This window comes from Devosia sp. Z6_126, assembly GCF_058133495.1.
Genome location: NZ_JBYUNO010000004.1, coordinates 127,702 through 152,777 on the forward strand (window position 1 = coordinate 127,702; position 25,076 = coordinate 152,777).

General features: G+C 62.9%; 22 protein-coding genes. 15 read left to right on the forward strand and 7 right to left on the reverse strand.

Annotated elements, in window-relative coordinates:
* The first annotated feature begins 97 nt into the window (after positions 1 to 97).
* The 5 genes from AC3YOG_RS17435 (at position 98) to AC3YOG_RS17455 (ending at position 6,632) form a co-directional block, all read left to right on the forward strand.
* Positions 98 to 592: a flagellar basal body-associated FliL family protein gene (locus AC3YOG_RS17435; RefSeq protein ID WP_127753457.1), complete on the forward strand. Its 495-nt coding sequence runs from the start codon at positions 98 to 100 to the stop codon at positions 590 to 592.
* Complete coding sequence (gene fliM, locus AC3YOG_RS17440; RefSeq protein ID WP_489936001.1) at positions 592 to 1,680, forward strand: flagellar motor switch protein FliM; 1,089 nt, start codon at positions 592 to 594, stop codon at positions 1,678 to 1,680. Before AC3YOG_RS17435 ends, fliM begins: the two co-directional genes overlap by 1 nt.
* Complete coding sequence (locus AC3YOG_RS17445; protein ID WP_127753455.1) at positions 1,680 to 2,126, forward strand: DUF6468 domain-containing protein; 447 nt, start codon at positions 1,680 to 1,682, stop codon at positions 2,124 to 2,126. Before fliM ends, AC3YOG_RS17445 begins: the two co-directional genes overlap by 1 nt.
* Complete coding sequence (locus AC3YOG_RS17450; RefSeq protein WP_489936002.1) at positions 2,123 to 3,160, forward strand: MotE family protein; 1,038 nt, start codon at positions 2,123 to 2,125, stop codon at positions 3,158 to 3,160. Before AC3YOG_RS17445 ends, AC3YOG_RS17450 begins: the two co-directional genes overlap by 4 nt.
* A 181-nt stretch (positions 3,161 to 3,341) precedes the next feature.
* Positions 3,342 to 6,632: a hypothetical protein gene (locus tag AC3YOG_RS17455; RefSeq protein ID WP_489936003.1), complete on the forward strand. Its 3,291-nt coding sequence runs from the start codon at positions 3,342 to 3,344 to the stop codon at positions 6,630 to 6,632.
* 3 nt (positions 6,633 to 6,635) lie between these two features.
* Here the strand turns inward: AC3YOG_RS17455 and fliP are convergent, their stop codons facing one another.
* Both fliP and AC3YOG_RS17465 read right to left on the reverse strand, forming a co-directional pair.
* The gene (gene fliP / locus AC3YOG_RS17460; RefSeq protein WP_489936116.1) at positions 6,636 to 7,403 is read right to left on the reverse strand and encodes a flagellar type III secretion system pore protein FliP; all 768 of its coding nucleotides are present in this window, start codon (positions 7,401 to 7,403) and stop codon (positions 6,636 to 6,638) included.
* Positions 7,396 to 8,061 carry a flagellar biosynthetic protein FliO gene (locus AC3YOG_RS17465; RefSeq protein ID WP_248307054.1) on the reverse strand — a complete coding sequence of 222 codons (666 nt, stop codon included), beginning with the start codon at positions 8,059 to 8,061 and terminating at the stop codon, positions 7,396 to 7,398. The genes fliP and AC3YOG_RS17465 overlap by 8 nt, the downstream gene beginning before the upstream one ends.
* Positions 8,062 to 8,179: 118 nt before the next feature.
* On the opposite strand from AC3YOG_RS17465, the gene flgB reads away from it, so the two are divergent.
* The 8 genes from flgB to AC3YOG_RS17505 all read left to right on the forward strand — a co-directional run bounded on the left by flgB (position 8,180) and on the right by AC3YOG_RS17505 (position 14,805).
* Positions 8,180 to 8,632 (forward strand): flagellar basal body rod protein FlgB, encoded by a 453-nt coding sequence (flgB, locus tag AC3YOG_RS17470; RefSeq protein WP_489936004.1) that lies wholly within the window; start codon positions 8,180 to 8,182, stop codon positions 8,630 to 8,632.
* Positions 8,633 to 8,646: 14 nt separating this feature from the next.
* Positions 8,647 to 9,057 carry a flagellar basal body rod protein FlgC gene (gene flgC, locus AC3YOG_RS17475; RefSeq protein WP_172123574.1) on the forward strand — a complete coding sequence of 137 codons (411 nt, stop codon included), beginning with the start codon at positions 8,647 to 8,649 and terminating at the stop codon, positions 9,055 to 9,057.
* A gap of 28 nt (positions 9,058 to 9,085) precedes the next feature.
* Entirely contained in the window at positions 9,086 to 9,409 is a 324-nt protein-coding gene (gene fliE, locus AC3YOG_RS17480) for a flagellar hook-basal body complex protein FliE (RefSeq protein ID WP_172123573.1), read from the forward strand.
* A 91-nt stretch (positions 9,410 to 9,500) separates the two neighbouring features.
* Positions 9,501 to 9,767: a flagellar biosynthesis protein FliQ gene (gene fliQ / locus AC3YOG_RS17485; RefSeq protein WP_127753448.1), complete on the forward strand. Its 267-nt coding sequence runs from the start codon at positions 9,501 to 9,503 to the stop codon at positions 9,765 to 9,767.
* 1 nt (position 9,768) lies between these two features.
* Positions 9,769 to 10,536, forward strand: a complete 768-nt coding sequence (fliR, locus tag AC3YOG_RS17490) for a flagellar biosynthetic protein FliR (protein ID WP_248305092.1) — start codon at positions 9,769 to 9,771, stop codon at positions 10,534 to 10,536.
* 10 nt (positions 10,537 to 10,546) lie between these two features.
* Positions 10,547 to 11,632, forward strand: a complete 1,086-nt coding sequence (gene flhB, locus AC3YOG_RS17495; RefSeq protein ID WP_489936005.1) for a flagellar biosynthesis protein FlhB — start codon at positions 10,547 to 10,549, stop codon at positions 11,630 to 11,632.
* Between the two features lie 207 nt (positions 11,633 to 11,839).
* A complete protein-coding gene (cckA, locus tag AC3YOG_RS17500; protein ID WP_172123572.1) occupies positions 11,840 to 14,413 on the forward strand; it encodes a cell cycle histidine kinase CckA in 2,574 nt (857 codons plus the stop codon).
* The gene (locus AC3YOG_RS17505) at positions 14,410 to 14,805 is read left to right on the forward strand and encodes a DUF2237 family protein (protein ID WP_489936006.1); all 396 of its coding nucleotides are present in this window, start codon (positions 14,410 to 14,412) and stop codon (positions 14,803 to 14,805) included. The genes cckA and AC3YOG_RS17505 overlap by 4 nt, the downstream gene beginning before the upstream one ends.
* 10 nt (positions 14,806 to 14,815) lie before the next feature.
* Here AC3YOG_RS17505 and araD1 read toward each other — a convergent pair whose 3' ends face one another.
* The gene (gene araD1 / locus AC3YOG_RS17510) at positions 14,816 to 15,811 is read right to left on the reverse strand and encodes an AraD1 family protein (protein WP_489936007.1); all 996 of its coding nucleotides are present in this window, start codon (positions 15,809 to 15,811) and stop codon (positions 14,816 to 14,818) included.
* 282 nt (positions 15,812 to 16,093) lie between these two features.
* Here araD1 and recA point away from each other — a divergent pair, with 282 nt between their 5' ends.
* Complete coding sequence (recA, locus tag AC3YOG_RS17515) at positions 16,094 to 17,167, forward strand: recombinase RecA (RefSeq protein ID WP_127753443.1); 1,074 nt, start codon at positions 16,094 to 16,096, stop codon at positions 17,165 to 17,167.
* Between the two features lie 288 nt (positions 17,168 to 17,455).
* On the forward strand, positions 17,456 to 20,095 hold the full coding sequence (gene alaS, locus AC3YOG_RS17520; protein ID WP_489936008.1) for an alanine--tRNA ligase: 2,640 nt from the start codon (positions 17,456 to 17,458) through the stop codon (positions 20,093 to 20,095).
* A gap of 77 nt (positions 20,096 to 20,172) precedes the next feature.
* On the opposite strand, the gene AC3YOG_RS17525 is transcribed toward alaS, so the two are convergent.
* From AC3YOG_RS17525 to AC3YOG_RS17540, 4 genes are all read right to left on the reverse strand, one after another.
* A complete protein-coding gene (locus AC3YOG_RS17525) occupies positions 20,173 to 21,153 on the reverse strand; it encodes a Tim44 domain-containing protein (protein ID WP_489889080.1) in 981 nt (326 codons plus the stop codon).
* Between the two features lie 112 nt (positions 21,154 to 21,265).
* Positions 21,266 to 23,017: an alpha/beta hydrolase gene (locus tag AC3YOG_RS17530; protein WP_489936009.1), complete on the reverse strand. Its 1,752-nt coding sequence runs from the start codon at positions 23,015 to 23,017 to the stop codon at positions 21,266 to 21,268.
* Positions 23,018 to 23,073: 56 nt separating this feature from the next.
* Complete coding sequence (locus AC3YOG_RS17535) at positions 23,074 to 23,709, reverse strand: exopolysaccharide biosynthesis protein (protein ID WP_489936010.1); 636 nt, start codon at positions 23,707 to 23,709, stop codon at positions 23,074 to 23,076.
* 79 nt (positions 23,710 to 23,788) lie between these two features.
* Positions 23,789 to 25,000 carry an NADP-dependent isocitrate dehydrogenase gene (locus tag AC3YOG_RS17540; protein WP_489936011.1) on the reverse strand — a complete coding sequence of 404 codons (1,212 nt, stop codon included), beginning with the start codon at positions 24,998 to 25,000 and terminating at the stop codon, positions 23,789 to 23,791.
* Between the last annotated feature and the right edge of the window lie 76 nt (positions 25,001 to 25,076).

The following is a 25,076-nucleotide window of genomic DNA, read 5'->3' on the forward strand; positions in this document are numbered from 1 at the left end:
CCGGGCGCCAATGGTAACGGCTCGTTAACCATCTAGCCCTTAGCTGGAGCAGAGCCGGATTCCTCCGGTTTTTTCCGAGTCCGAGCACAGAACAAGCATGGCCGCAGAAGCAGAAGCCGGTGAGGCCGTGGCCCCCAAGAAGTCGCGCAAGCTGATGATTATTGGCGCAGCAGCAGCCGTGGTGCTGCTCGCAGGCGCCGGGCTCTACATGTTCCTGTCGGCTGGCAGCGCGAGCGCCAGTGCCGCGGGGCACGGCGAGACCGCGCATGCCGAAGCGGCTGCCCCAAGTTTCATCTTCAACTTGCCCCCGATGACGGTGAACCTCAACTCCGAAGGCGAGGCTGCTCCCGCCTTCATGAAGCTGAGCGTGGCGCTGGAAGTGGCGAGCGAAGCGGTGATGGTCGAGATCCAGCCTCGCATGGCCAAGGTGGTCGATGCCTTCCAAGTTTATCTGCGTGAGTTGCGGCGCAGCGATCTTGAAGGATCGGCGGGAATTTACCGGCTGAAGGAAGAATTGCTGCGGCGGGTCAATGTTGCGATCTATCCCGCCCAGGTGGACAGCGTGCTGTTCAAAGAAATCCTGGTGCAGTGATGGCGGAGAGCGACGACGACAAACTCGCCGAAGAATGGCCGCTCGATGAACTCGAAACTGCGGTGATGGCGAACGGGGTTAGGGAAGCATCTCGAAACGGGGGCTCTGCCGAAGCGGGCCGCGGCTTTGAGCCGGCCGCCAAGGGTGACGTGGAAGTCACGGGCGTTCAGGCGCTGATCAATTCGGCGCTGGTAAGCTATGAACGCTTGCCGATGCTGGAAATCGTGTTCGACCGCCTCGTGCGGTTGATGACTACGTCGCTGCGCAATTTCACCTCCGATAATGTGGAGGTGACGCTGGACGCCATTTCCTCGGTGCGGTTCGGGGACTACATCAATTCCATTCCACTGCCCGCGATCCTGTCGGTGATCAAGGCCGAGGAATGGGAGAATTACGGCCTGCTGACGGTGGACTCAGGCCTGATCTATTCCATGATCGATGTGCTGCTGGGTGGCCGCCGCGTGACCAGCCCGGTACGGGTCGACGGGCGACCCTATACGACAATCGAGCTGGCGCTGGCGCGGCGCATGATCGAGGTGATCCTCGATGATACCCACCGCGCGTTTGAGCCGCTGACCCAGGTCAATTTCAAGCTGGAGCGGATGGAAACCAATCCGCGCTTTGCTGCAATCTCGCGCCCCGCCAATGCGGCGATCCTGATCGAGCTCAGCATCGAAATGGAGGAGCGGGGCGGCAAGATCGAGATCCTGTTGCCCTATGCCACGATCGAGCCGATCCGCGAGCAATTGCTGCAGATGTTCATGGGCGAAAAATTCGGCCGCGACCCGATCTGGGAAGGGCATCTGGCGACGGAAATCTATGCCGCCGAAGTCGAGATCGATGCCGTTCTGCATGAGCAGCAGCTGCCGCTGTCGCGCATGCTGGCGCTCAAGGCGGGGGACACGGTGATGTTCGAGCGTGCGCCTACCGATCCCATTTTGCTGCGGTGCGGCGGGGTGGAGCTGACCGAAGCGATCATGGGCCATATTGGCAGCCATGTTTCGGTGCGGGTGACCCGGCCGCTCAACCCGCCCAAGGTGACGATGGCAGAATTTGAAGCGCTGGGCGAAGTGGGGGAAGGGCGATGATGGCTGGATTTTCTTTGGGGCTGGTGATCGAAGGCGCCGTGGCGGTGCTGCTGGCGCTGACCATTGGTTATTGCGTCGTACTGAACGGCCGCCTGAAGCGGCTCCATGCCGATCGCGATGTATTGCGGCAGATGATTTCGGACCTGGTGGGGGCGACCAATCTGGCCAACCAGGCGATCAAGGAGCTCAAAGCCACCGCTGTCGAGGCTGATGTGACGCTGAACACCCGCCTCGAGGAAGCCGAGCGCTTCGGGATCGAACTCGCCAATCATGTAAGTGCCGGCACGGCGCTGATGGAGCGCATCGTCAAGATCACCACGGCGGCCCGGGCGGCAAGTCCCGCAGAGCCGGCGGCATCCGTCCAGATGGCCGAGCAGCCAAGCAAGCTGCAATCAGCATTGGCGCAGTTGCAAGCGCGGCAGCGCGAGCGGGAGAATGCGGCGTGAAATCAATCCGCCTGCTGCCCGTCCTCGTGGTGGCGATTTCGTCGCTGCTGGTGCTCAAGACCGCTGGACTGGTGTTCAACGGTTCATATGTGCTTGGGCCAATGCCGGCGCTTGCTGCCGGTGGTGGCAGTTCGGGCGGGCATGGCGCTCCTGCAGAGACCTCCGGAGCGGGCGAGGCCGGCGCAATGCTGAGCGAACCCACAATGAGCGATGCCAGCCCCACCATGGCTGATCCCGCACCCGTGCTTGAATCTTCGGGCGCAGCCGGCGGCCACGGTGCGCCAGCGGCACCTGCGGCCGAGCATGGTGCGCCTGCCGAGCACGCTGCCGAAGCTGAGCATGCAGTTGAAGCCGAGCATGGTGCCACAGTCGCGGCGGAAACCAGTTGCGCAGAAGCGGTGACCGAAGCGACGCATGGAGAAAGTGAGCCGGCGGAAACTGCTGGTGACGGGCATGGCACTGCCAATCCGCTCGCCGAGAGCCTGCTCAGCACCGAATGCGACACGGGCGGGGACGCTGTTCCCATGCAGTTCGACGCGCAGGGCAACAAGGTGCCTCTCACGGGCCCCGATGGCGCATCTGCCGCTCAAGCCGCGCTGCTGGAACGCCTTTCGGGGCGGCGCGGCGAGCTTGATGCCTATGCCGAAGAGCTGGCGATGCGGCAGGCGCTGGTGGATGCCGCCGAAAAGCGACTTGAAGAACGCCAGGGAACGCTCCAGGCCATGGAAGCGCAGATCACGGCTCTGGTCGACCAGCGCGAGAAGCTGGAAACCGGGCAGTTTGCCGGGATCGTGGCGATGTATGAGGCCATGAAGCCCAAGGACGCCGCCAAGATCTTCAATACGCTCGAGATGGAAGTGCTGCTGCGGGTCGCCAAGATCATGAGCCCCCGCAAGATGGCGCCCATCCTGGCGGCAATGGAGCCGGCGCGCGCGCAGGAGCTCACCGTGCGCATGGCCGATCTGGCGGACCAGCCTGCCGGGCAGATGACAGCCAATGACCTGTCGCAACTGCCGCAGATTGTGGGGCAGTAGCGCCTGCACACTGCGCGGCGGTTGCGTAAGCGGGTGTTAAGCCGAAGGAGCTAGGGTGGCGCTCTGATGTGTCGCCTGCGTGGGTTCGGTGGTTGCAAGCCTTGCCCGGAACCGCGCGGCTGGGTGCGGTAGGCAGTTGGTGAAGAGCGGCAAACAGAAGATTTTGTGCGGGTTGGTCGGCGTGTTGTGGCTAGCCACGCTGGCCATCCCCGCGGCGGCCCAGGAGCAGGGGCAGCTCTTTGCCACCGCCGAAGAGGGCTATGCCCGGCTGGTGCTGAGCTTTCCTGGCCGTGACGATCTGCCAGGGCACAAGCTGCGCGTTGAAAATGGCGTTCTGTCGGTTGAGTTCGATGAAGCGGTGCAACTCGTGCTGCCCGATGTAGGCACGACGCTGCCGCAATATCTGTCCATCGCCCGGCTCGATGCCAATGGGCGCGGCTTGCGCGTCGGGTTGAGATCGAGCTTCAATTTCAATCGCACTGAAGCGGGCGAAAAGCTGCTTATCGATCTATTGCCGGCCGATTGGCAGGGCATGCCGCCGGCGCTGCCGCAGGAGGTGCTCGATGAACTGGCGGAGCGTGCTCGCCTCGAAGCCATCGAGACCGAGCAGGAGCGCAAGGCGCGGCAGGCGGCCGAGCTTGGAGCCACGCCCAGCGTTCGGGTGGGGCGCAACCCGACCTTTCTGCGCCTGCAGTTCGACTGGAACGTGCCCACCTCTGGCCAATACCTGCCCGAGGGCGAGCACGGGCTGATCGCCTTTGAATGGCCGGTGCCGGTGGATCTGCGCGATCTGCTGGTCGACCTGCCGGCCGAGATCGTAGCAGCAGATAACGTGGTCACGCCTGATGGGTCGTCGGTGCAAATGCAGTTTGCCAAGGGCGTCGTACCGCGCTTTTACCAGAACTCGGACCGGCAATATGTGCTTGATGTGGATCTGGCGGGGCAGGGGCTGCCCAGCCTTGATGCTGAAGATGTTGTCGCTGAGGTAACACATGCCGAGGCGGAGGCGCATGGGACGGAACATGCCGCAGCCGGCAGCGAGCAAACCCGCTATCCGGCAAATCCCGCAGCGGTTGTGACGCCGTTTGCCAGCGTGCTGGGCTCCACGGTGCGGGTGGTGTTTCCGTTTGAGCAGGAAACGCCGGCAGCAGTGTTTCGGCGCGGCGACACTGTCTGGCTAATGTTTGACACGGTGGCTGGCATTGCTGCGCCAACCCAGTCGCCCGAACTCGACACCATCGCCCAAGAGTTCAGCGTGGTGCCGGCTGCGGATACGCAGGTGGTGCGGATCGATCTGGCGCAGGATCGGCTGGCAACGCTTGGCTCGGAAGGCATGGCCTGGGTGCTCTCGCTGGGCGATGTGGTTCTGACCCCGACCCAGCCGATGCAGCTGACGAGACGGCGTGATAATGCCGGTTCGTTCGAGATGGTGGCCGATGTGTTGCGGCCCGCTCGCGTGCACGAGTTCCGCGACCCGCTGGTGGGCGATACCCTACAGGTGGTGACGGCTTATCCGCCGGCCCGCGGCATCACCCGGCTGCTCGATTACGTGGAATTTTCGGCGCTGCGCAGCGTGCATGGGCTGGTGATCAAGCCCGAAGCCGGCGATCTGGGCGTCAAGATCGAAGAGCAGCTGGCGGTGATCTCGGCGGCGCGTGGGCTGAGTGTTTCCGCCTATGATGCCCCACGGGGTGCAGGCCAGGGCGCGGGAGATGGCGCGCGGAACCGGTTCATCGACTTGGCGGCGCTGGAACAAAGCGATCCGAACGGCTTCATCGAGCGGCGCCAAGAGCTGATGCGCGCGGCCGCGGCGGCCGAAGGGCAGCAGCGCGACGCAGCGCGGCTGGATCTGGCGCAATATCTTGTCGCCAACCGGTTCGCCCATGAGGCGCTCGGCGTGCTCCGCACCGTGGCGGGTGAAGCCAGTGCGGAAGAACTGACCCGCCGGATCGGCATGACAGAGGTCATCGCCAATACGGTGGCCTCGCGATCGGCGGATGCGCTGAAGGTGCTCAATGCGCCGGCGTTTAACGGGGATGTGGATGCCCTGTTTTGGCGCGCCATTGCTCGGGCTGATCTCGCCGACTATCAGGGCGCTCGGCAGGATGCGCGGGAGGCGCAGGGCGTGCTTGCGAGCTACCCGCAATGGGCGCGCAATCGATTTCTGCTCGCCGCCAGCGGGGCGAGCTTGCAAACCGGCGATCGCACATTCGCCGAACAGTTGCTGGACAAGGTTACGCCGGCCGAGTTGAGCGCCGAGGAGTCGAGCCGCTACCATCTGCTGACCGCGCGCCTCCTGGAAGAAGGCGGGGCTGCGGAAGAAGCGATCGATGCCTATGGGCAGGTGATTGCTGCCGATTTCCGACCGACTCGGGCGGAGGCGGTTTACCGGACCATGCTGCTGTTGGACGGCAAGGGAACACTCAACCTCGAAAAAGCAACGCAGACCCTGGCGGCCGAGGCGCTGATGTGGCGCGGCAATGCGCTGGAAGCCGAAATGCAAAAGCTGCTGGCCGACCTTTACTTCCGGTCGGGCGAATATCGCTCGGGGTTTGAAGCGGTAAAGCAGGCGGTGGCCCAGCATGGCGCTGATCCCTCGATCAATGCGCTGGGCGATCGGGCGCAGCAGGTGTTCGAGGAATTGTTCCTGGATGGCCAGGCCGACAAGCTCGGGCCGGTGGATGCGCTGGGATTGTTTTACGACTTCCCGCAGCTGACGCCGCCGGGCGCGCGCGGTGACGAGATGATCCGCAAGCTGGCGCGCCGGCTGGTCGGGGTGGATCTCCTAGCGCAAGCGGCCGAGCTGTTGCAGTATCAGCTGGAGAACCGCCTCCGTGGGGTGGCGCAGACGCAGGTGGCCGCAGACCTGGCGGTGATCTACCTCGCGGACCGGCGGCCGCAGGACGCCTTGCGCGTGCTCAACGCCTCACGCTTACCGGACCTGCCGGCCGGGCTGGCGCGGCAGCGACGGCTGCTCGAAGCTCGGGCGATGATCGATGGCGGACGCAACGAGCTGGCGCTGCAATTGCTGAGCGACATGGATGGACGCGATGCCGACCTGTTGCGGGTGGATGCCCAGTGGCGGGCCAAGCGCTACAGCCAGGCCAGCGGGTTGCTGGAAACCATGTATGGGCAGGCAGGCGTTAGTGAGCCGCTGAGCCAGCCGGCGCGCATGGACCTGATCAAGGCGGCCGTGGGCTTTGTGCTGGCCAATGACAATAGCGGCCTGTTGCGCTTGCGCGAGAAGTTTGCCGAGCGGCTGGTCAAGACACCGGAATGGGCGATGTTCGACTTCGTCACCGGGCCGATCACCGCCTCCAGCCTTGAGTTCAAGAGCGTGGCCAATGAGGTGGCCGGTCTCGATGGCCTTAATGCGTTTCTTGCGTCCTATCGTGAATTCTATGGCAAGGACGGCGCCTTGACGCCGCTGGCGGCAAGCAAGGCCGATGGGGATCTTGCATCCGCGAACTAGGCACTAGCCGCTGACAAAGCTGCGCACCAGCGATCCGGCGACCAGATACCAGCCGTCCACCAAAACGAAAAAGATCAGCTTGAAAGGCAGCGAGATCACCACGGGCGGCAGCATCATCATGCCCATGGACATCAGCACCGACGCTACGACCATGTCGATGATGACAAAGGGCAGGAAAAGCAGAAAGCCGATCTCGAAGGCGCGCCGCAGCTCAGAGATCATGAAGGCAGGGATCAGGAGCTGGAGCGAGATCGCTTCGGGATCGGCAGGAGGTTCGGCTTCGGTCAGGTCGTAGAAGAGCTCGAGATCCTTGTCGCGCACATTGGCGCGCATGAACGCATGGATGGGGGCGCTGCCCAGCTCAAAGGCCTCGGGGGCTTCAATCTCGCCAGCAATGAGGGGAGCAACACCCAGGTCATAGGTCTGCTGCAGCGTTGGCTGCATGACAAAGATGGTGAGGAACAGGGCTAGCGATACCATCACCGAATTGGGTGGAGCGGTTTGCAGGCCAATGGCGGTCCGCAGCAGCGACAGCACTACGACGATGCGGGTGAAGCTCGTCACCATGACGAGGATCGAGGGCGCCAGCGCGAGAATCGTGACGAGGCCGATCAGCTGAACGGCACGCTCGGTCAGGCTGGCATCGTCGCCGAAATCAATGTTGACGTCCTGGCCAAATGCCAGGCTCGGCGCCAGCAGCAAGATGATGCTGGCGAGGGGAAGAAGATGAGCGGCGCGCAACCGCCGCCGGCCTGGCTGCGAGTTATCGATCGCCTTTGGTGGTGCCGCCGACACTCTCCGCGTTTTCCCTGCTCTTCGCCCCAGTGTTCTCTTTAGCTGAGTCGAGCGGGTGCGCAGCCGAATTGTCGGGGTTATGCGCCGGGTGATTGTCGCCGTTGCTGCCGGGCTTGAGCAGGCCGGTGTGGCGCAAGGAAACTGGCTTGGGCTGAGTGCCCCGGCCGAAATCGCGCAAACGCTCGATGGCGGAAGGGGGCGGTGCCGCAACAGGAGCCACCGGAGCAGGTGCTGCCGGGGCGGGAGCAACTGCCGGTGTGGCCGCCTGAGGCGCCGGCGCGGGCCGGGTGCGGCGGGAGGGGACCACGGGGACCGGACGACGCGTCGGCGTGGGAAGGTCATCAACCGGGATACCCGCTTCAAGCAGCAGGTCCTGGGTACCGCCGGTCAGCACGAGATGTTCGACATTGTCGCGGCGAACGAGGAGCAATTGGCGCCGGCCATCGAGCTGCAGGGTTTCCACCACACCCAGACGTGGGCCGCGGCCGGCGCGCGCCGGCTTGCCGGTGGCGGTGAACACGAATTTGAGCAGCCATACCGCAAGCACGATCAGGACCAGCACCGCGCCCAGGGCGAACAGGGCGGTAAGGAGCGTTGCTCCCGAGTCGCCCAGTATGCTGGTGATGAAACCCATGATCATTCTCCTCCAAACCGCTATGCCGGCGGTAATTCTTGCCGAGTAAACGCCGCAATCGCCGCTAATACGAGGCCGCACGAGCTATGACGACAATCAGATTAACGCGACGTTAACCATGGACCCGGCAAGAATTGCCCATCGCTCCCACCTAAAGGGTTTGCTGGCCATGGGCCTGATGGATCTGCCGGTCTTTAATGCCTTGACCGACAAAATGCGCTGGCACCAAGCCCGTCAAGGCTTATTGGCCGAGAACGTTGCCAATGCGGAAACGCCGGGCTATCGCGGCCGCGATTTAGCGCAGTTCGAATTCGGGGCGCAGGGTTCCAGCTCATCCGCCAGCATTGTCACTTCGGCGACGCAGCCCACCCATTTCAGCGTTTCAAGCAGCAATGGGGGCTTTGGCGCCCAGCGCATGGCCAATTTCGAGATCACGCCGGAAGGCAATGGGGTGACGCTGGAAGACGAGATGATGAAGGTGACCACCAATCTGATGGATTACCAGGCAGCCACCTCGCTCTACCAGAAGAGCATCAAGATCATTCGCACCGCGCTCGGCAAATCGGCTTAGGAGTATCAGGGTTCATGGATTTCAACGCCTCACTCCGCATTGCCGCTACGGGGCTGCATGCCCAGACCGCGCGGATGCGCGTCATCGCGGAAAACCTTGCCAACACCGATTCGGCCGGCAAGGCGCCGGGGGACGAGCCTTATCGTCGGCGAGTGCCGACCTTTGAGGTGGGGCTCGACAACGAGACGGGCGCACGCATCGTGGAAGTGGGCAAGCTTGCCTATGACATGAGCGATTTCACCAGCCGCTATGAGCCAGGCCATCCGGCCGCCGACGAGAGCGGCTATGTGCAATATCCCAATGTCGACCCGCTGATCGAAAGCATGGATATGCGCGAGGCCCAGCGCACCTATGAAGCCAATCTGAACGTCGTTTCCGTGACCCGCCAGATGCTCGGGCGCACGCTCGACATCCTGCGCGGCTAGTCTTTTCCCTTCAGCAAGAAGTTCACCCATGGCCATCCCGTTCAATGCCGCCACCGCCGCCTATGGCAATGCTTCGCGCCTGATCAGCCAGGCGGCCAAGCCGGGCACGGACCTGCTCGCCAAGGGGGCTGGCGGGCCGGACTTTGCGCAGATGCTGGCGCAAAGCGTGCAGGGCGTGGTGGAGACCGGCCGAGCCTCGGACCAGATGGCCATCGACATGGTCAATGGCAAAGCCAATCCGGTGGACATGGTGACAGCCATCTCGCAGACGGAAATCGCGATCGAAAGCATGGTAGCGGTACGTGACCGGGTGATCTCGGCTTATGAAGAAATTATGCGGATGCCGATCTAGGCCGGTACCGAGGGTAAGCTGAGCAGAAGCGACCGAGCTGGCTTATGATCAGCTTGGGCGAGCCATGATTCGCCGCTGACCCGAGAGAGCGATGACCGGCGCTGAAGTTCTCGACATTGCCACCGATGGGATCTGGACGCTGATCATTGTTTCGGCGCCGATGATGATCGTTGGGCTGCTGGTGGGCGTGGTGATCGCGTTGTTCCAGGCGCTGACGCAGATCCAGGAGCAGACCCTGGTGTTCGTGCCCAAGATCATCGCGATCTTCATCACCATGCTGCTGACGCTGCCATTCGCGGGCGCGCAGATGGGGGCCTATATGTCTCGGGTCGTCGACATGATCATCGTGGGCGGTTGAGGTGTCTCTCGCGCTCAACTGGCTGCCCAACATGGCCTTTGTGTACCTGCTACTGTTTGCCCGGATCGGGGCCATTTTGATGCTGATGCCGGGGCTGGGGGAGCAAACCATCCCGGCGCGGATGCGGCTCAGTTTTGCGCTGGCGTTTACGCTGGTGCTGTACCCGCTCTTGGCCGGGCAGATGCCGCCGCTGCCGACAGGGATCATGGGCATCGTGCCGTTGCTGTTTCATGAACTGGCGGTGGGCCTGATCCTGGGCGCGATCGCCCGGATCACGGTGATGGCGACGCAGGTGGCGGGCGCGATCGTGGCGTTCAATGCCGGGATGAGCATGGCCCAGACCGCCGACCCTACCCAGGGCGGCATCCAGGGCGCGGTGTTTGGCACCTTTTTGTCGTTTGTGGGCGTGGCGCTGATCTTTGCCACCGATTTGCATCATGTGGCGCTCGCCGCGACCTATGACAGCTACACCCTGTTCAGCCCGACCGATCCGCTGATGTGGGAGGATGCGGCGCAACTGGCGATCCGCACGGTGAGCGGGGCGTTCACGGTCGGGGTGCAGATGTCGGCGCCGTTTATCGTGTTCGGTCTCGTGTTCAATCTGGGCGCGGGGATCCTGGCGCGGCTGATGCCGGCGCTGCAGGTGTTTTTCGTATTGATGCCGGCCAATGTGATGGTCGGCTTGATCCTCTTTGCCTTGCTGCTGACGATGATGATGGGCTGGTATATCAGCGCCTTCGAGCAGCATCTGGCGATGTGGCGGGGCTAGGGCCGGGCAGATGTCGGACGAGGCGCCCGAAAAATCCAGCAAAACCGAAGACCCTTCCGCCAAAAAGCTCGAGGACGCGCACAAAAAGGGTGACGTGGCCAAGAGCCAGGAGGTGACCACCTGGTTCATGCTGGCAGGCTCGGCGGCAGTGTTTGCGCTGCTTGGGCCATCCACCAGCGCCAGCTTGATGGGGTCGCTCAAAACGCTGCTCACCAATGCCGATCGGTACGAGCTGGGTGGTCCCGCATTCGGCTCGTTCTTCAACGGGCTGGCGCTGGCCCTTGTGGGCACGATCATGGTGCCGCTGCTGATCTTGTCGTTCTGCGCTGTTGTGGCCAATCTGGTGCAGCATCGGTTCCTGTTTTCGGCCGAGCCAATCACGCCCAAACTGTCCAAGATTTCGCCGCTGGCGGGGTTCAAGCGGCTGTTTTCGGGGGAAGCGCTGGTCAACTTCCTCAAGGGGCTGGTCAAGCTGGGACTGGTGGGAGCGGTGCTGGTGGGTGTCGTTTGGCCCGAGCGCGACCGGCTCGACACGATGATGACGGCCGACCCGCTGCTGATCCTGCAATTCTTCCAGGATATCGGGCTCAAGGTGTTCGGTGCGACGCTGGCCGTAGTGACGCTGATCGCCATGGCGGATTATGTTTATGTGCGCCGCAAATGGTGGACGCGCCAGATGATGACGCTCCAGGAAACCAAGGACGAATACAAGCAGATGGAAGGCGACCCGCACGTCAAGGGCCGCATCCGCCAACTGCGCCAGGAGCGCTCGCGCAAGCGCATGATGGCCGCGGTGCCTGACGCCACGGTGGTGGTCACCAATCCGACGCACTTTGCAGTAGCGCTGAAATATGATCGCTCGATGCGAGCGCCGCTTTGCGTTGCCAAGGGCGCTGACGCGGTGGCCCTGCGCATCCGCACGCTGGCCGGCGAGCACAATGTGCCGATTGTAGAGAACCCGCCGCTAGCTCGGGCATTGTTCGCGAGCGTCGAAGTCGATGAGCCCATTCCGGCCGAGCACTTCAAGGCCGTCGCGGAGGTGGTCGGCTTTGTGATGCGATTGCGCCCCAGCACAGGGTGGCGGCCAACACGCTGAGGCTGGCAAGCCTGTTGATAACAAGCAATATCTCCCCCCGCGGCAGACCATTTGCTAAACCTTTCTGGGCACCTGATTCGGGCGGCCAGATGGTGTACGCGCTTGCGTTGCGAACGAAAGCCAAGCATTGCCTTGGTAAGCTGGCTCTGTGCCAGACCATGCGAAGCGGTCCGAAAGCCTTGCGACCGAAGACCTAGGAGCTTGAACATGGCCGTCACGCCGATCCGGGATGACAATTATCCCGAGCCGCTGGTGGATTCGGGGCGGGGCGGATACGGGCTCTGGCGCGTTGTGGCACTGGGACTGGCGCTGGTGGCGCTGGCGGTGGGCTACGCGATGTTCGGTGATCACGTGCCGCTTGATCTGGTGATGACCTTTGTGGGCATGCTGGCAGTGGTCGGCGTGTTCTGCCTGTTTGGACTGGCTGCGGGCCTGTTCCGCTTTGCCGGTAATGAGGAGCGGCGCACCACGTCCCACGCCATCGTCGACAGCCTGCCCTTTGGCGCGGTGGTGGCGGATCGGGATGGGCGCATTTCCTATGTGAATGCGCACTATGGCAGCTTTGCGGGGGCGCTCAACAATGGGGTTCCGGTGGGCGTGCCGCGCTTGTTTGCCGGACAATCCGATGCCAGCGAAGCGATTTACCGCCTGTCGCGCGCGGCCAAGGACGGGCGCAGCGCGGTGGAGGATATCCGCCTGATCGGGGGGCTGGGGGGGTCCCAGGCCGAAAGCAATCGCGCCTTCTGGTACCGGGTTGGAGTGCGGCCATTGCCGGTCACCGAAGGCGAATCCAAGCCCAAGGTGATCTGGACGGTCGAGGACATCACCCGCGACCGCGACAATAATGAAAGCGCTTTCCGCGATCTGCAGCGCGCGATCGATTATCTCGATCATTCGCCGGCGGGCTTTTTCTCGGCTGATGCGCGTGGGCGGATCCAGTATCTGAACTCAACCCTTGCCGACTGGCTGGGTTACGATCTGGCTGAATTCAATGCCGGCCAGCTCAGTCTGCGCGACGTGGTGCATGGCGATGGCGCGACGTTGTTGATGCGTGGTCGCGGTGACGGGGAAATCCGCACCGAGATCATCGATATCGACCTGGTGCGCCGCAACGGCACAACATTGCCGGTGCGTCTCCTGCATCGCGCGGCTCGCATGGCCGACGGTGAACTGGGCGAAACGCGCACCCTGGTGCTCGACATGACCAGCGCGCCCGATACCGAGGAAGCGTTGCGGGCGGCGGAAATCCGGTTCTCGCGCTTTTTCAACGATACGCCATTTGCAATCGCGACGCTCGACAGCGAAGGGCGGATTATCCGCACCAATGCCCCATTTGGGCGCATCTTCCATTGGTCGGGTGAGGAAAAGAGCCTTGAAATGCAGCCGCTGATCGACCTGATCGGCCAAGGCAGCCGCGACCGTTTTGCGCGCGCCATCGCCGATGCTTCGGCGCATCGCTCGGCAGTGGAGCCGGTGGATGCGTTGCTGAGCGCGGAAGGCGAGCACGCCGTGCGGCTTTATCTATCGGGCTCTGAAACCCTGTCGGGCTCGCCCGAGCAGGTCAATGTCTATGCCCTCGACATGACCGACCAGCGCAAGCTTGAGGCGCAGTTTGCCCAAAGCCAGAAGATGCAGGCCGTGGGACAGCTCGCCGGCGGCGTTGCGCATGATTTCAACAACTTACTGACCGCAATCATCGGTTTTTCCGATCTGCTGCTGCTTAAGCATAAGCCGGGCGATCCATCGTTCAGCGAACTGATGCAGATCAAGCAGAACGCCAACCGTGCAGCGGGGCTGACACGGCAGCTGTTGGCGTTCTCGCGCCGGCAAACTCTGCGGCCGCAAGTGCTTGAGCTGCCGCTGATCGTTGACGATCTGACCGTGCTGCTCAAGCGGATGATCGGGGACAAGAACACGCTAGGCGTTGATCACGGCCGCAATATCTGGCCGGTGCGCGCCGATGTGGTCCAGCTCGAACAGGTGGTGATCAACCTCGTGGTCAATGCTCGCGACGCCATGCCCGATGGTGGCTCCATCACCATTCGCACCAGCAATGTCAGCCGCGCCGAGGCCGAGGCCATGCAGTTCGATGGCATGGTGGCGGCCGATTATGTGTTGATCGAAGTGCAGGACACCGGCACCGGGATGAGCCAGGAAGTGCTCACCAAGATCTTCGAGCCCTTTTTTACCACCAAGGAGCTGGGTAAGGGCACCGGGCTGGGGTTGTCGACGGTCTACGGCATTATCAAGCAGACCGAAGGCTATATCTATCCGGTCTCGACCGTCGGGGTTGGCACCACGTTCAAAATCTTCCTGCCCCGCTATGTGCCCTCTGAGATCGAGGCCACGGCCAAAGTAGCCGCGGCAGCGGCGCCAGTGCGGGACCTGACGGGCGAAGAGCGTATCCTGTTGGTTGAGGACGAGGAAAGCGTGCGGGCATTCTCCGCTCGCGCGTTGCGCGCGACTGGTTACGAGGTGTTCGAGGCTGACGGCGGCGAAGAAGCGCTCGAGGTGCTCGAGGAGCTCGAGTTCAAGATCGATCTGATGATCTCGGATGTGGTGATGCCCGAGATGGATGGGCCAACCCTGCTCAAGCATGTGCGCAAGACCATGCCGCGGCTCAAGGTGATCTTTGTGTCGGGTTATGCCGAGGAAAGCGTGCGCCGCGATATCGAGGATGATCAGAGCGTCGAGTTCCTGCCCAAGCCTTATTCGCTGGACCAGATCAATTCCAAGGTCAAAGAGGTGCTGCAAAAGCAGGACGAAGGCCAGGCGCAGTGAACGCGCGCAATTTCGGTGAAGGGGCGGGGGAGCGCAATGTGCTGGGCGAACCGCTCGAGCCCTGCTCCACCAGTCCGCTGACGGGGTTCTTCCGCAGCGGCTATTGTGCGGCGGGCCCAGAAGGCGTGGCCCGGCATCTGGTCTGCATCGAGGCGAGCGAAGCCTTTCTCGCCTACTCCAAAGTCGCCGGCAATGATCTGTCCACGCCCCGCCCCGAATGGGGCTTTCCTGGACTGAAGGCAGGAGACCGCTGGTGCCTTCTGGCCGAGCGGTGGGCACAGGCGCTGGAAGCGGGGCAGGCGCCCCGCGTCTTCATGCACTCAACCAATGAAGCGGTGCTGGACGGGCTAAGCCTTGCTGATCTCAAGGCTCATGCACGCGATTTGAATTGAGCGGCTCCCCCTAGTAGAGATCGCCGATGATCAGCGGATGCTCGTCCTCGATCCGGACGGGATTGCGCAGGGGAGCGCCGAACTGGCTTTCCTCGATCTCGAATACGTCATTGGGCTGAGTGACGATGTTGTCCGCAAAGCTGAGCGTCGCCGTGCCGAACATATGCACATGCACGTCGCCAGGCTGGCGGAACAGGCCATATTTGAAGTGGTGATATTCCAGATTGGCGATGGTGTGGCTCATATTGGCCTCGCCCGACAGGAACGGCTTTTCCCAGATCACCGCACCATCGCGATAAATGCGCGACATGCCTTCGATATGGTCGGGTAGATCACCCACCCGCAGCTCGGGACCAAAGGCGCAGGCTCGCAGCTTGGAATGGGCGAGATAGAGATAGTTGACCCGTTCCGTCACATGATCGGAAAACTCATTGGCCAGCGCGAAACCAAGGCGGCGGGGCTGGCCATTGGCGTCGATCAGGTAGATGCCGGCGATCTCTGGCTCTTCGCCAGCATCGCGGGCAAAGGACGGGGATGGAATGGGGTGACCGGGATTGACCACGGTCGTGCCATTGCCCTTGTAGAACCATTCCGGCTGGACGCCCCGGGCGCCGCCTTCGGGCTTGCCCCCTTCAAGGCCCATCTGGAACATCTTCATGGAATCGGTCAGCTGTTCGGCTTGCTTGGCGGCGTTGCCCTTGTGCATGGCATCGCGCGTGGCGGCCGAGCCCAGATGGGTCAGCCCTGTGCCGGTGATATAAAGATGGGCCGGATCGGGATGATCGATCGGCGCGAGCATGCGCCCTTCAGCCAGGATGTCGTGCCGATTGACGGCGTCTCCAAGCCCACGCTGGGCCACGAGCGCCGCAAGACCCGTGCCTTGGGCGAGGGCGGTCGTGGCGAGCTCATAAACGCTGGTGGTGGTGTTGACCCGGCGGGCGACGTCACCCTCTACTGCGGCCACGGCGCGGGCGCCCGATTGATCGAAAAACTGGATGAGATTCACGGGGTTTGCTCCTCGATTGCCCGTTGCGGTCGTCCCGTGCATAAAGCGCAACCCGGGCCGGCCCGGCAAGCTCTTTTGCGCGCCGCGTGGCGGTCAGAGTTCCATCTGGGCACGGAAGGGCTGCGGTCCAGGGACTGCGGTTCTTTTGTTGCAAGGGGCGCGAGAAATCGCCTTGACAGGAGCGGAACAAAATGAGAACAAGAGGGCACTTCTCGTGGATTGATCTTCCGGAAAGCAGCGCGTTGCGCCCGGTCCCGGAGCGTGGAATAAGGAGAGACTCGTATGGCAAATACCCCGCTTCGGATCGTTGAAGGTGGATCAATGGACAAGGACAAGGCTCTCGCCGCGGCGCTGAGCCAAATCGAGCGAAATTTCGGCAAGGGCTCGATCATGCGCCTTGGCGAGGCTGCCTCGATCGAGGTTGAGGCAATATCGACGGGCTCGCTCGGGCTTGATATTGCGCTCGGAATTGGTGGCCTGCCCAAGGGCCGCATCGTTGAAATCTTCGGGCCGGAAAGCTCAGGCAAGACCACGTTGGCGCTGCATGTGATTGCCGAGGCGCAGCGCAAGGGTGGCGTTTGCGCTTTTGTGGATGCCGAGCACGCGCTCGATCCGATCTATGCCCGCAAGCTGGGCGTCAATGTGGATGATCTGCTGATTTCCCAGCCTGACGCCGGCGAACAGGCGCTCGAAATCACCGACACGCTGGTGCGCTCGGGCGCGATCGATGTGCTGGTGGTTGATTCGGTAGCGGCATTGACGCCGCGGGCCGAGCTTGAAGGCGAAATGGGCGACTCGCTGCCGGGGCTGCAGGCCCGGTTGATGAGCCAGGCCATGCGCAAGCTGACCTCGTCGATTTCCAAATCCAAGTGCCTGGTGATCTTCATCAACCAGATCCGCATGAAGATTGGCGTGATGTATGGTTCGCCCGAAACCACGACCGGCGGCAATGCGCTCAAATTCTATGCCTCGGTGCGGCTCGACATTCGCCGGATCGGCGCCATCAAGGACCGCGAGGAGATCGTGGGCAACCAGACCCGCGTCAAGGTGGTCAAGAACAAGCTGGCCCCGCCGTTCCGCCAGGTTGAATTCGACATCATGTATGGCGAAGGTATCTCCAAGACTGGCGAGTTGCTCGATCTTGGGGTCAAGAGCGGCGTGGTGGAAAAGTCGGGCGCCTGGTTCTCCTATGACAGCCAGCGCATGGGGCAGGGGCGTGAGAATGCGCGCCAGTTCCTCAAGGACAATCCGGCGGCTGCGGCAACTATCGAGCAGGGCGTGCGCGAAAGCTCGGGCCTGCTCGGAGAAGTACTGCTGGTATCGGGCGGTGACGACGCTGCCGACAGCGACGAATAAGCAGTTCCCATGCAGGGTGAAGAAAGGCATCGCGAGAGCGGTGCCTTTTCTTTTGAGTCTGAACGGCAGGCGCCCGGCTGCAAGCAGGCGAGACAGAGCTGCCGCCAACGCAATCTGGAATCGTTTATATCGGGCCTGGCGATGCTCATCGAGCCCTCTAGCCGGCGTCCCGATACCTAGCAGTAAGCGGGGCGCACCGATGCTGGACAGCGCTGCGCCGCACGGGCTAGAAAGCCAGCCAAAGTCTTGCGGCGTCCACGGGCGCCAATCCGCCATGAAAGCCATTCTATGACCAGCGTAAACGATCTCCGCTCGAGCTTTATCGACTTTTTTGCCCGGAATGGTCACGAGGCGGTTCCGTCGAGCCCATTGGTACCGCGCAATGATCCCACATTGATGTTCACCAATGCTGGCATGGTGCAGTTCAAGAACGTCTTTACCGGTCTCGAAAAGCGCCCCTATACGACCGCCACTTCGGCGCAGAAATGCGTGCGCGCCGGTGGCAAGCACAACGATCTGGACAATGTCGGATTTACCGCCCGCCACCACACCTTTTTCGAGATGCTGGGGAATTTCTCCTTTGGCGATTACTTCAAGGACCACGCCATTGAACTGGCCTGGACCTTGCTGACCAAGGACTGGGGTCTTCCCAAAGACCTGCTGATGGTTACCGTCTACGAGGACGACGACCAGGCCATGGAGCTATGGAAGAAGATCGCCGGGATCGGCGAGGACCGGATTGTGCGGCTGGGCGCCAAGTCCAACTTTTGGCAGATGGGCGACACAGGCCCGTGCGGGCCGTGCTCGGAGATCTTCTACGACCATGGCGACAAGGTCTGGGGCGGCCCTCCCGGCTCGCCGGATGAAGATGGCGATCGCTGGATCGAGATCTGGAACCTCGTGTTCATGCAGTTCGAGCAGCATGCCGACGGCTCGCGCACACCATTGCCACGCCCGTCAATCGACACTGGCATGGGCCTTGAGCGTATTGCCGCCGTGATGCAGGGTGTGCACGACAATTACGATATCGACCTGTTCAAGGCGCTGATCGGGGCTGCTGCCTCGGCGATCGGCACCGAAGTCGAGGGCGAGGGTAACCGCAGCCTGCGGGTGATCGCCGATCACCTGCGCTCGATGTCGTTCCTGATCGCCGAAGGCGTGCTGCCCTCCAATGAAGGGCGTGGCTATGTGCTGCGGCGGATCATGCGGCGCGCAATGCGCCATGCCACGCTGCTCGGCGCTGAAGAGCCGGTGATCCATAAGCTCGTTCCAGCGCTGGTGCGCGAAATGGGCCAAGCTTATCCCGAGCTTTCGCGCGGGGAGGCCATGATCAGCGAAACGGTGCGGCTGGAGGAGGGGCGCTTCCTTAAGACCCTTGGACGGGGCCTGCAGATTCTCTCGGATGAAACGAGCACTCTCGCCGAAGGCGATACGCTGAACGGCGCCACCGCGTTCAAGCTTTATGACACCTATGGGTTCCCGCTCGATCTCACCCAGGATGCGCTGCGGGCGCGCGGCATTGCTGTGGACCAAGCCGGCTTTGATGCCGCTATGGCCCAGCAAAAGGCAGAAGCGCGCCGGAGCTGGTCAGGCTCGGGCGAGGCGGCCACCGACGCGGTCTGGTATGGGCTGGCTGATCGGCTTGGGCCCACGGAGTTTCTGGGCTACGAAACCGAAACGGCCGAAGGGGAAGTCACCGCATTGCTGCGCGACGGGGCCGAGATCGATCGGCTTGAGGCCGGGCAAGAAGGTTATGTAGTACTCAACCAAACCCCGTTCTATGGCGAGAGCGGCGGGCAGGTTGGCGATGCCGGCTCCATGCGTGGTGACGGCCTCAGCGTTGTGGTCACCGACACGCAAAAGTACCATGGTGTGTTCGCGCACAAGGTGAAGGTCGAGACTGGAGCGCTGCGCGTGGGGCAGGCCCTCGAACTCGTGGTTGACCACGCTCGCCGTTCGGCCATTCGTGCCAATCACTCCGCCACCCATCTGCTGCATGAAGCGCTGCGGGTCGTGCTGGGTGACCATGTTGCTCAAAAGGGATCGCTGGTTTCGCCGGATCGGCTGCGTTTCGACTTTGTGCATACCAAGGCCATGAGCCCGCTGGAACTGGCGGAGGTCGAGGACCTGGCCAATGCCATTATCCTGCAAAACGCGCCGGTCGAAACGCGGCTGATGGGAGTTGAGGAAGCCAAGGATTCGGGCGCCCGCGCGCTGTTCGGCGAAAAATACGGCGACGAAGTGCGCGTGGTCTCGATGGGCGAGCCGACGGGCAACAGCCTCGGGTGGTCGGTGGAGCTGTGCGGGGGCACCCATGTCAGGCGCACCGGCGATATCGGGCTCGTGTCGGTGGTGGCTGAAAGTGCCGTGGGGGCCGGCGTGCGTCGCATCGAGGCGCTGACCGGCAATGCGGCGCGCCTTCGCGGCAACACCCATGTTGCCATTGTTGAAACTGCAGCGGGGATGCTGCGTGCCGGCAGCCAGGATGTGCTTGAGCGTATCGCGGCGCTGCAGGAGCAGCTCAAGCGCTCCGATCGGGCGCTCAGCGATGCCAAGCAGAAGCTGGCCATGGGCGGCGGCGCCGCCGGGGGCAGTGAGGTGGAAGCGATCAACGGCACGCCCTTTATCGGCCGCATCGTTGATGGCCTGCAGCCCAAGGATCTGCGCGGACTAGTCGACCAGACCAAAAAGCAGGTGGGATCGGGTGTGGTTGCCATTATCGGGTTGGCGGAAGATGGCAAAGCGGGGCTGGCGGTCGGTATCACCGAGGATCTGATCGGCAAGGCTTCGGCCGTGGATCTGGTACGGGCGGGATCCGCTGCGATGGGCGGGCAGGGCGGCGGCGGTCGTCCCGACATGGCGCAGGCCGGTGGTCCGGATGGCAGCAAGGCCGAAGACGCACTGGCCGCTATCCGCGCGCTGCTCTAGACCAAGGATAGAGAAAAAAGGAAAGGCCCGCCTCCTGAGCTGGAGGCGGGCCTTTTTGTGTGGTTGTAGCGGAGCGCTTAAGCTTCCTGGATCGCTGATAGCTTCCAGTCGCCGCCCCGCGGGCGGACAAAAGTCCAGAGTTCGGTGGCCTCGGTGGGTTCGGCGGGGTCGCCCTCGACGACCCGATCGGTGGCGCGTTCCACGGTCCAGTCGCGCAGGCTGTAGCGCAAGGCAGCGGTGGCGTAATCGCTGTTATCCTCGCGCCAGCTTTCGGCGATGTCACCCTGGAGCAGCTTGATGTCGGCAAGCTGGTTGTGCAGGCCGCGGGTGGCGTTGGCGGCCATTTGTTCGGCCAGGTAGCCCATCATTTCGGGCGTGGTCAGGCGACGCAGGGTTTCATAGTCCTCGGCGCCATAAGCAGTCTGAACCTGACCCAGCATCTGCTCGAAGCTATCGAGGTCCCGCTGGCCAACGCCCAGTTCGTCCGGATTGGCCGGGCGAGCGCGCGAGGGGCGGGTGGCATTGCCGGCACCCGAGCCACCCAAGCCGCCAAGATTGCGGCCGAAGTTCTCAAAGCCGGTGCGGTTGGTGTTGTCTGGCCCGCCGGCCATAGCCGGACGGCGCGCGCCGCCGCGGACGAGGCGCATTACCAGCCAGACGACGCCGCCAATCAGGAGAACCTGGAAGAGCAGGCTGAACAAGCCGCCAATGCCGCCAAAGCCAGCGCCAAAGAGCAAACCGAGCAAGCCGCCAAGCATCAAGCCACGGAACAGGGAGCCACCAAGGCCGCCCAGGAATCCGCCACGCTGCTGGGCGGCGGCAGGGTTCTGGGCGTTAGCGTTGGGTCGTGCCTGCTGTGCGGGCGTGGTGGAGCGCTGGATAGGGGCTACGGTGTTGGGTGCCGTGTTGGTTGGAGGCGCCGACTGGAAGGTGCGGGTGCCGCGGCTGCCAAAGCTGCCACGGGCGCGCGCGTCCGCGGTATCCACAGCGGCCATCGAGAATGCGACAACAAGTGCGGCAAACGCGCTGGCTAGCCGGAAGCGGCGGGCGATGAACATCAGGAAAATCTCCTCGGACTGAACTTGAGGCCTATATGGGGGCAGGGCCAGGCAATTGCATCCCCTGAAAGCCATGAGAGTGCGGGAAAGTTGCGTTAGGCGGCTACGTCGCTCAAGGCACAGCGGATGTTACAACAGGCGCTTTATCCCGGAACCAGCCGGGGCCGATATCCTGTGCCCCGCCGGAGCGCGTGAGCCGGTCGCGCAGTCGCTGCAGATTTGGAGCGTCCCAATTTGGGGGATCGGTGATGGCGAGCCAGGCATCAAGATAATGCTGGGGCGCGTAAACATGGCCGAACCCAACGGGCGAGGTTTGGGCCAGGGCCATGTCGAGCGCGAGCTGTAGGAAGGTGACGACTGGGTACCAGGTGAGCTGGCGCGAGACGTCGGGCGGCCGATTGCTGGTCAGCCATTCGGGCGGACGATACAGCACCTGGGGTTCGAAGAAGACAATGGGGTCGCTGGCATATTGCAGGTAAACCAGGCGCATGGGACCCCAGCTGGCACCGGGAATGTCGAGGGCATTGCTCTGGTTGGTAAAGCGGATGATGGAGCTGTCGTTGAAGCGCGGCAGCCATTCCGGAGTGCCGGCCTGGCGGTTCGCGGTGGCATTGCGCCAGGAGGGGCTGGCGAAGGGCGGGCCGGCCCAAAGCGCGCCCTGGAACGGATCGGCCAGCACGTCGTAAAGGGTGGCGGAGGCTTGTGACGCATAGGCACCCAGGCTCAGACCATGCAGATAAAGCCTGGGCCGGGTGTCGGGGGGCAACTCGGTCCAGTAATCGTAAACCGCGTTGAACAGCGCCTGGGCCGAAGCCGTGCCAACATCAGGTTCGGCAAGGAGCGAGAGCCAACTGGTGAGATATGAATATTGCAGGGCCACGCTCGCGACGTCACCGGCATGCAGGATTTCGAGCGTGTCGATGGCGGGGGGGTCAACCCAGCCGGTGCCCACTGGCATGATCAGCACCAGCACAGAGCGATCAAAGGCGCCGATCCGCTCCATTTCCGCAAGGGCAAGCTGGGCCCGCTGGTCCACCGTTTCGGCCGAACGGAGCCCAACATAAACCCGAAGCGGGCTCTTGGCTGGGCGCCCGATCAGGGCTTGGATATCGGGGGCGGTGGGACCGGACTGGACGTAAACCCGGGCGTCGAGCCCAATCGTGTCCCAGTCGATGAGGGAGCCGGCGCTGCCCGAACGCAGGGGATCGGCCGGGGGCTCTTCATATTGGCCCGCGAGGGCATCCAGTTCGCCATAGAACTGATCGGCAGCATAAAGAACGCCGCGTACCACGATGCCGTTGACAAAGAGGCTGGTCACGACGCCGACGATGAGCATGCCGCCAACCAGCGCCACCCGGCGCGGCAGGATGCGCGCCAGCCAATTGGCCACGGCCCGCACGAAGCGCACGATGGCGGTGCCGATGCCGATCAGCAGGGCGGCGGGGAGAGCCGCAATCGCGGCAACGCGTACGGGCTGGGTGGAATGAACGGGGGCCATGCCCATGACCTCGCGGATGGAGTTTTGCCAACCGGTGGATAGCCACAGAAAAACAATGGCCGTGAGCGTGCAGACCAAAAGGGCGATCAGCTTGATCCGGCGCGCGCGGGTGCGACCCGGGATGCTCAGTTCCATGAAGGTCCACAGCCACTCCCCAAACACGCCGATGCCGTAGCCGGCAGCAAAGACGCAGCCGCTCAGAATACCCTGCAGCACGAAGTGACGGGGCAGCAGCGAAGGCGTGAGGGAAAGGGCAAAGAACAACACTCCGACAAGGACGCCGCCCGTTGGCAAGCGATCCAGCGCCAGGAGGAGGCGTGGCAGGAGACGCTGCATGCGCCAGGCGCTAGCGGCAGGTGCGCGCATGGCCATTCCACATGAGCGCTGGAGCCCACAATGCCAACAACCAGGCGCCCACCGCACTACCCCCTCAGAAAACCGCCGGCAGAAAAACCGAGCGAAATCACCGTCCAGATCACCCACGCATCGACCAGGATGCCGACTGCCCCGATGAGGAGGCCGATGATGAGGCCCAAACCGTCGCGGTTCAACCGGGACAGGCACATTACCGCGACCCCGACATTGGGGATGGCGTTCATAAAGGGGATAGGGACCACCATGGGCAGGCACAGCACCATGACGATGAGGGCAAAGGGGCGACCCGTTCCTGTGCCAACCAGGGCTCGGAAGCGGGGAAAGGAGATGCGCGCCAGTGCGCGCGAATAGCGCAGCAAACGGGCCAGCAGTTTGAGCAGGAGCTTAACTGGGACGCGCCGGTCACCCACAAAACGCGGCAGGCGCACGGGGCGGCCCAGCAGCATGGCCATGGCAAAGCCAAACATGGCCAGTGCCACCAACCCGCCATAGCCTGGGGCACCCGGGATCATGTTGAGCAAGCTGAAAACGAAGATGATGAGAGTGTGGCTGTTGACGCCAAGAACCTGGATGAGGCCCGAAAAGGTCAGTTCCGGCGCTTGGCCGCTCGCAGACAGGTGCAGCGCCTGCCGCATGGCATCGAGCTGGAGTTCAACCGGGCTGGCGTGCGGAGAAAGGGGCATTGCTATTCAGGCCGGCGCGAAAGGCGCAAAAGCAAAACGGCGCCCAGGGGCGCCGCTCGCATTACTCTCTCGAGACCGCTCAGGCCATGGCCTTCTGCAGGTTTTGATCGATGGCATCGAGGAAGCCGATGGTCGACAGCCATGGCTGATCCGGGCCGACGAGCAGGGAAAGGTCCTTGGTCATCTTGCCTTCTTCGATGGTGTCGACGGTGACCTTTTCGAGGGTCGCGGCGAACTTGGCGAGGGCTTCGTTGTCATCGAGCTTGGCGCGATGCGCCAGGCCACGCGTCCAGGCAAAGATGGAGGCGGTGGAGTTGGTTGAGGTTTCCTTGCCCTGCTGGTGCTGGCGGTAGTGACGCGTCACCGTCCCGTGGGCAGCTTCGGCTTCGACGATCTTGCCATCGGGGGTGGCCAGAACCGAGGTCATCAGACCGAGCGAGCCAAAGCCCTGGGCCACGATGTCGGACTGCACATCGCCGTCATAGTTCTTGCACGCCCAGACATAGCCGCCGGACCACTTGAGTGCCGAGGCGACCATGTCGTCGATCAGGCGGTGCTCGTACCAGATCTTGGCGGCTTCGAACTTTTCCTTGAACTCGGCTTCGTAAATTTCCTGGAAGATGTCCTTGAAGCGGCCGTCATAGGCCTTGAGGATGGTGTTCTTGGTCGAGAGATAGCACGGCACACCGCGGGCAAGCGCGTAGTTGAAGCTGGAATAAGCGAAGTCGCGGATGGAATCGTCCAGGTTGTACATGGCCATGGCAACGCCAGCGCCGGGCGACTGGAACACTTCGTGCTCGATCACTTGGCCGTCTTCGCCGGTGAACTTGATGGTCAGCGTGCCCTTGCCCGGGAAGGTGAAGTCGGTGGCGCGGTACTGATCGCCAAAGGCGTGGCGGCCGACGATGATCGGCTGGGTCCAGCCGGGGACGAGGCGCGGCACGTTCTGGCAGATGATCGGCTCGCGGAAGATCACGCCGCCCAGGATATTGCGGATGGTGCCGTTGGGCGACTTCCACATCTTCTTGAGCTTGAATTCCTCGACGCGCTGCTCATCGGGGGTGATGGTGGCGCATTTGATGCCGACGCCGTACTTCTGGATCGCCTTGGCGGCATCGATCGTGATCTGGTCGTTGGTGGCGTCGCGGCTTTGGACGCTGAGATCGTAATATTCGATCGGCAGATCGAGATAGGGGTGGATGAGCTTGTCCTTGATCGCCTGCCAGATGATGCGCGTCATCTCATCGCCGTCGAGATCGACGACGGGATTGGCGACTTTGATCTTGCTCATGAAGAGTTCTCCCTTGGTGTCCTGCCTGTCGGCCCACAGCCGTGTTGGCGCCCCTATAGCATTGCAAGGGAAAAGC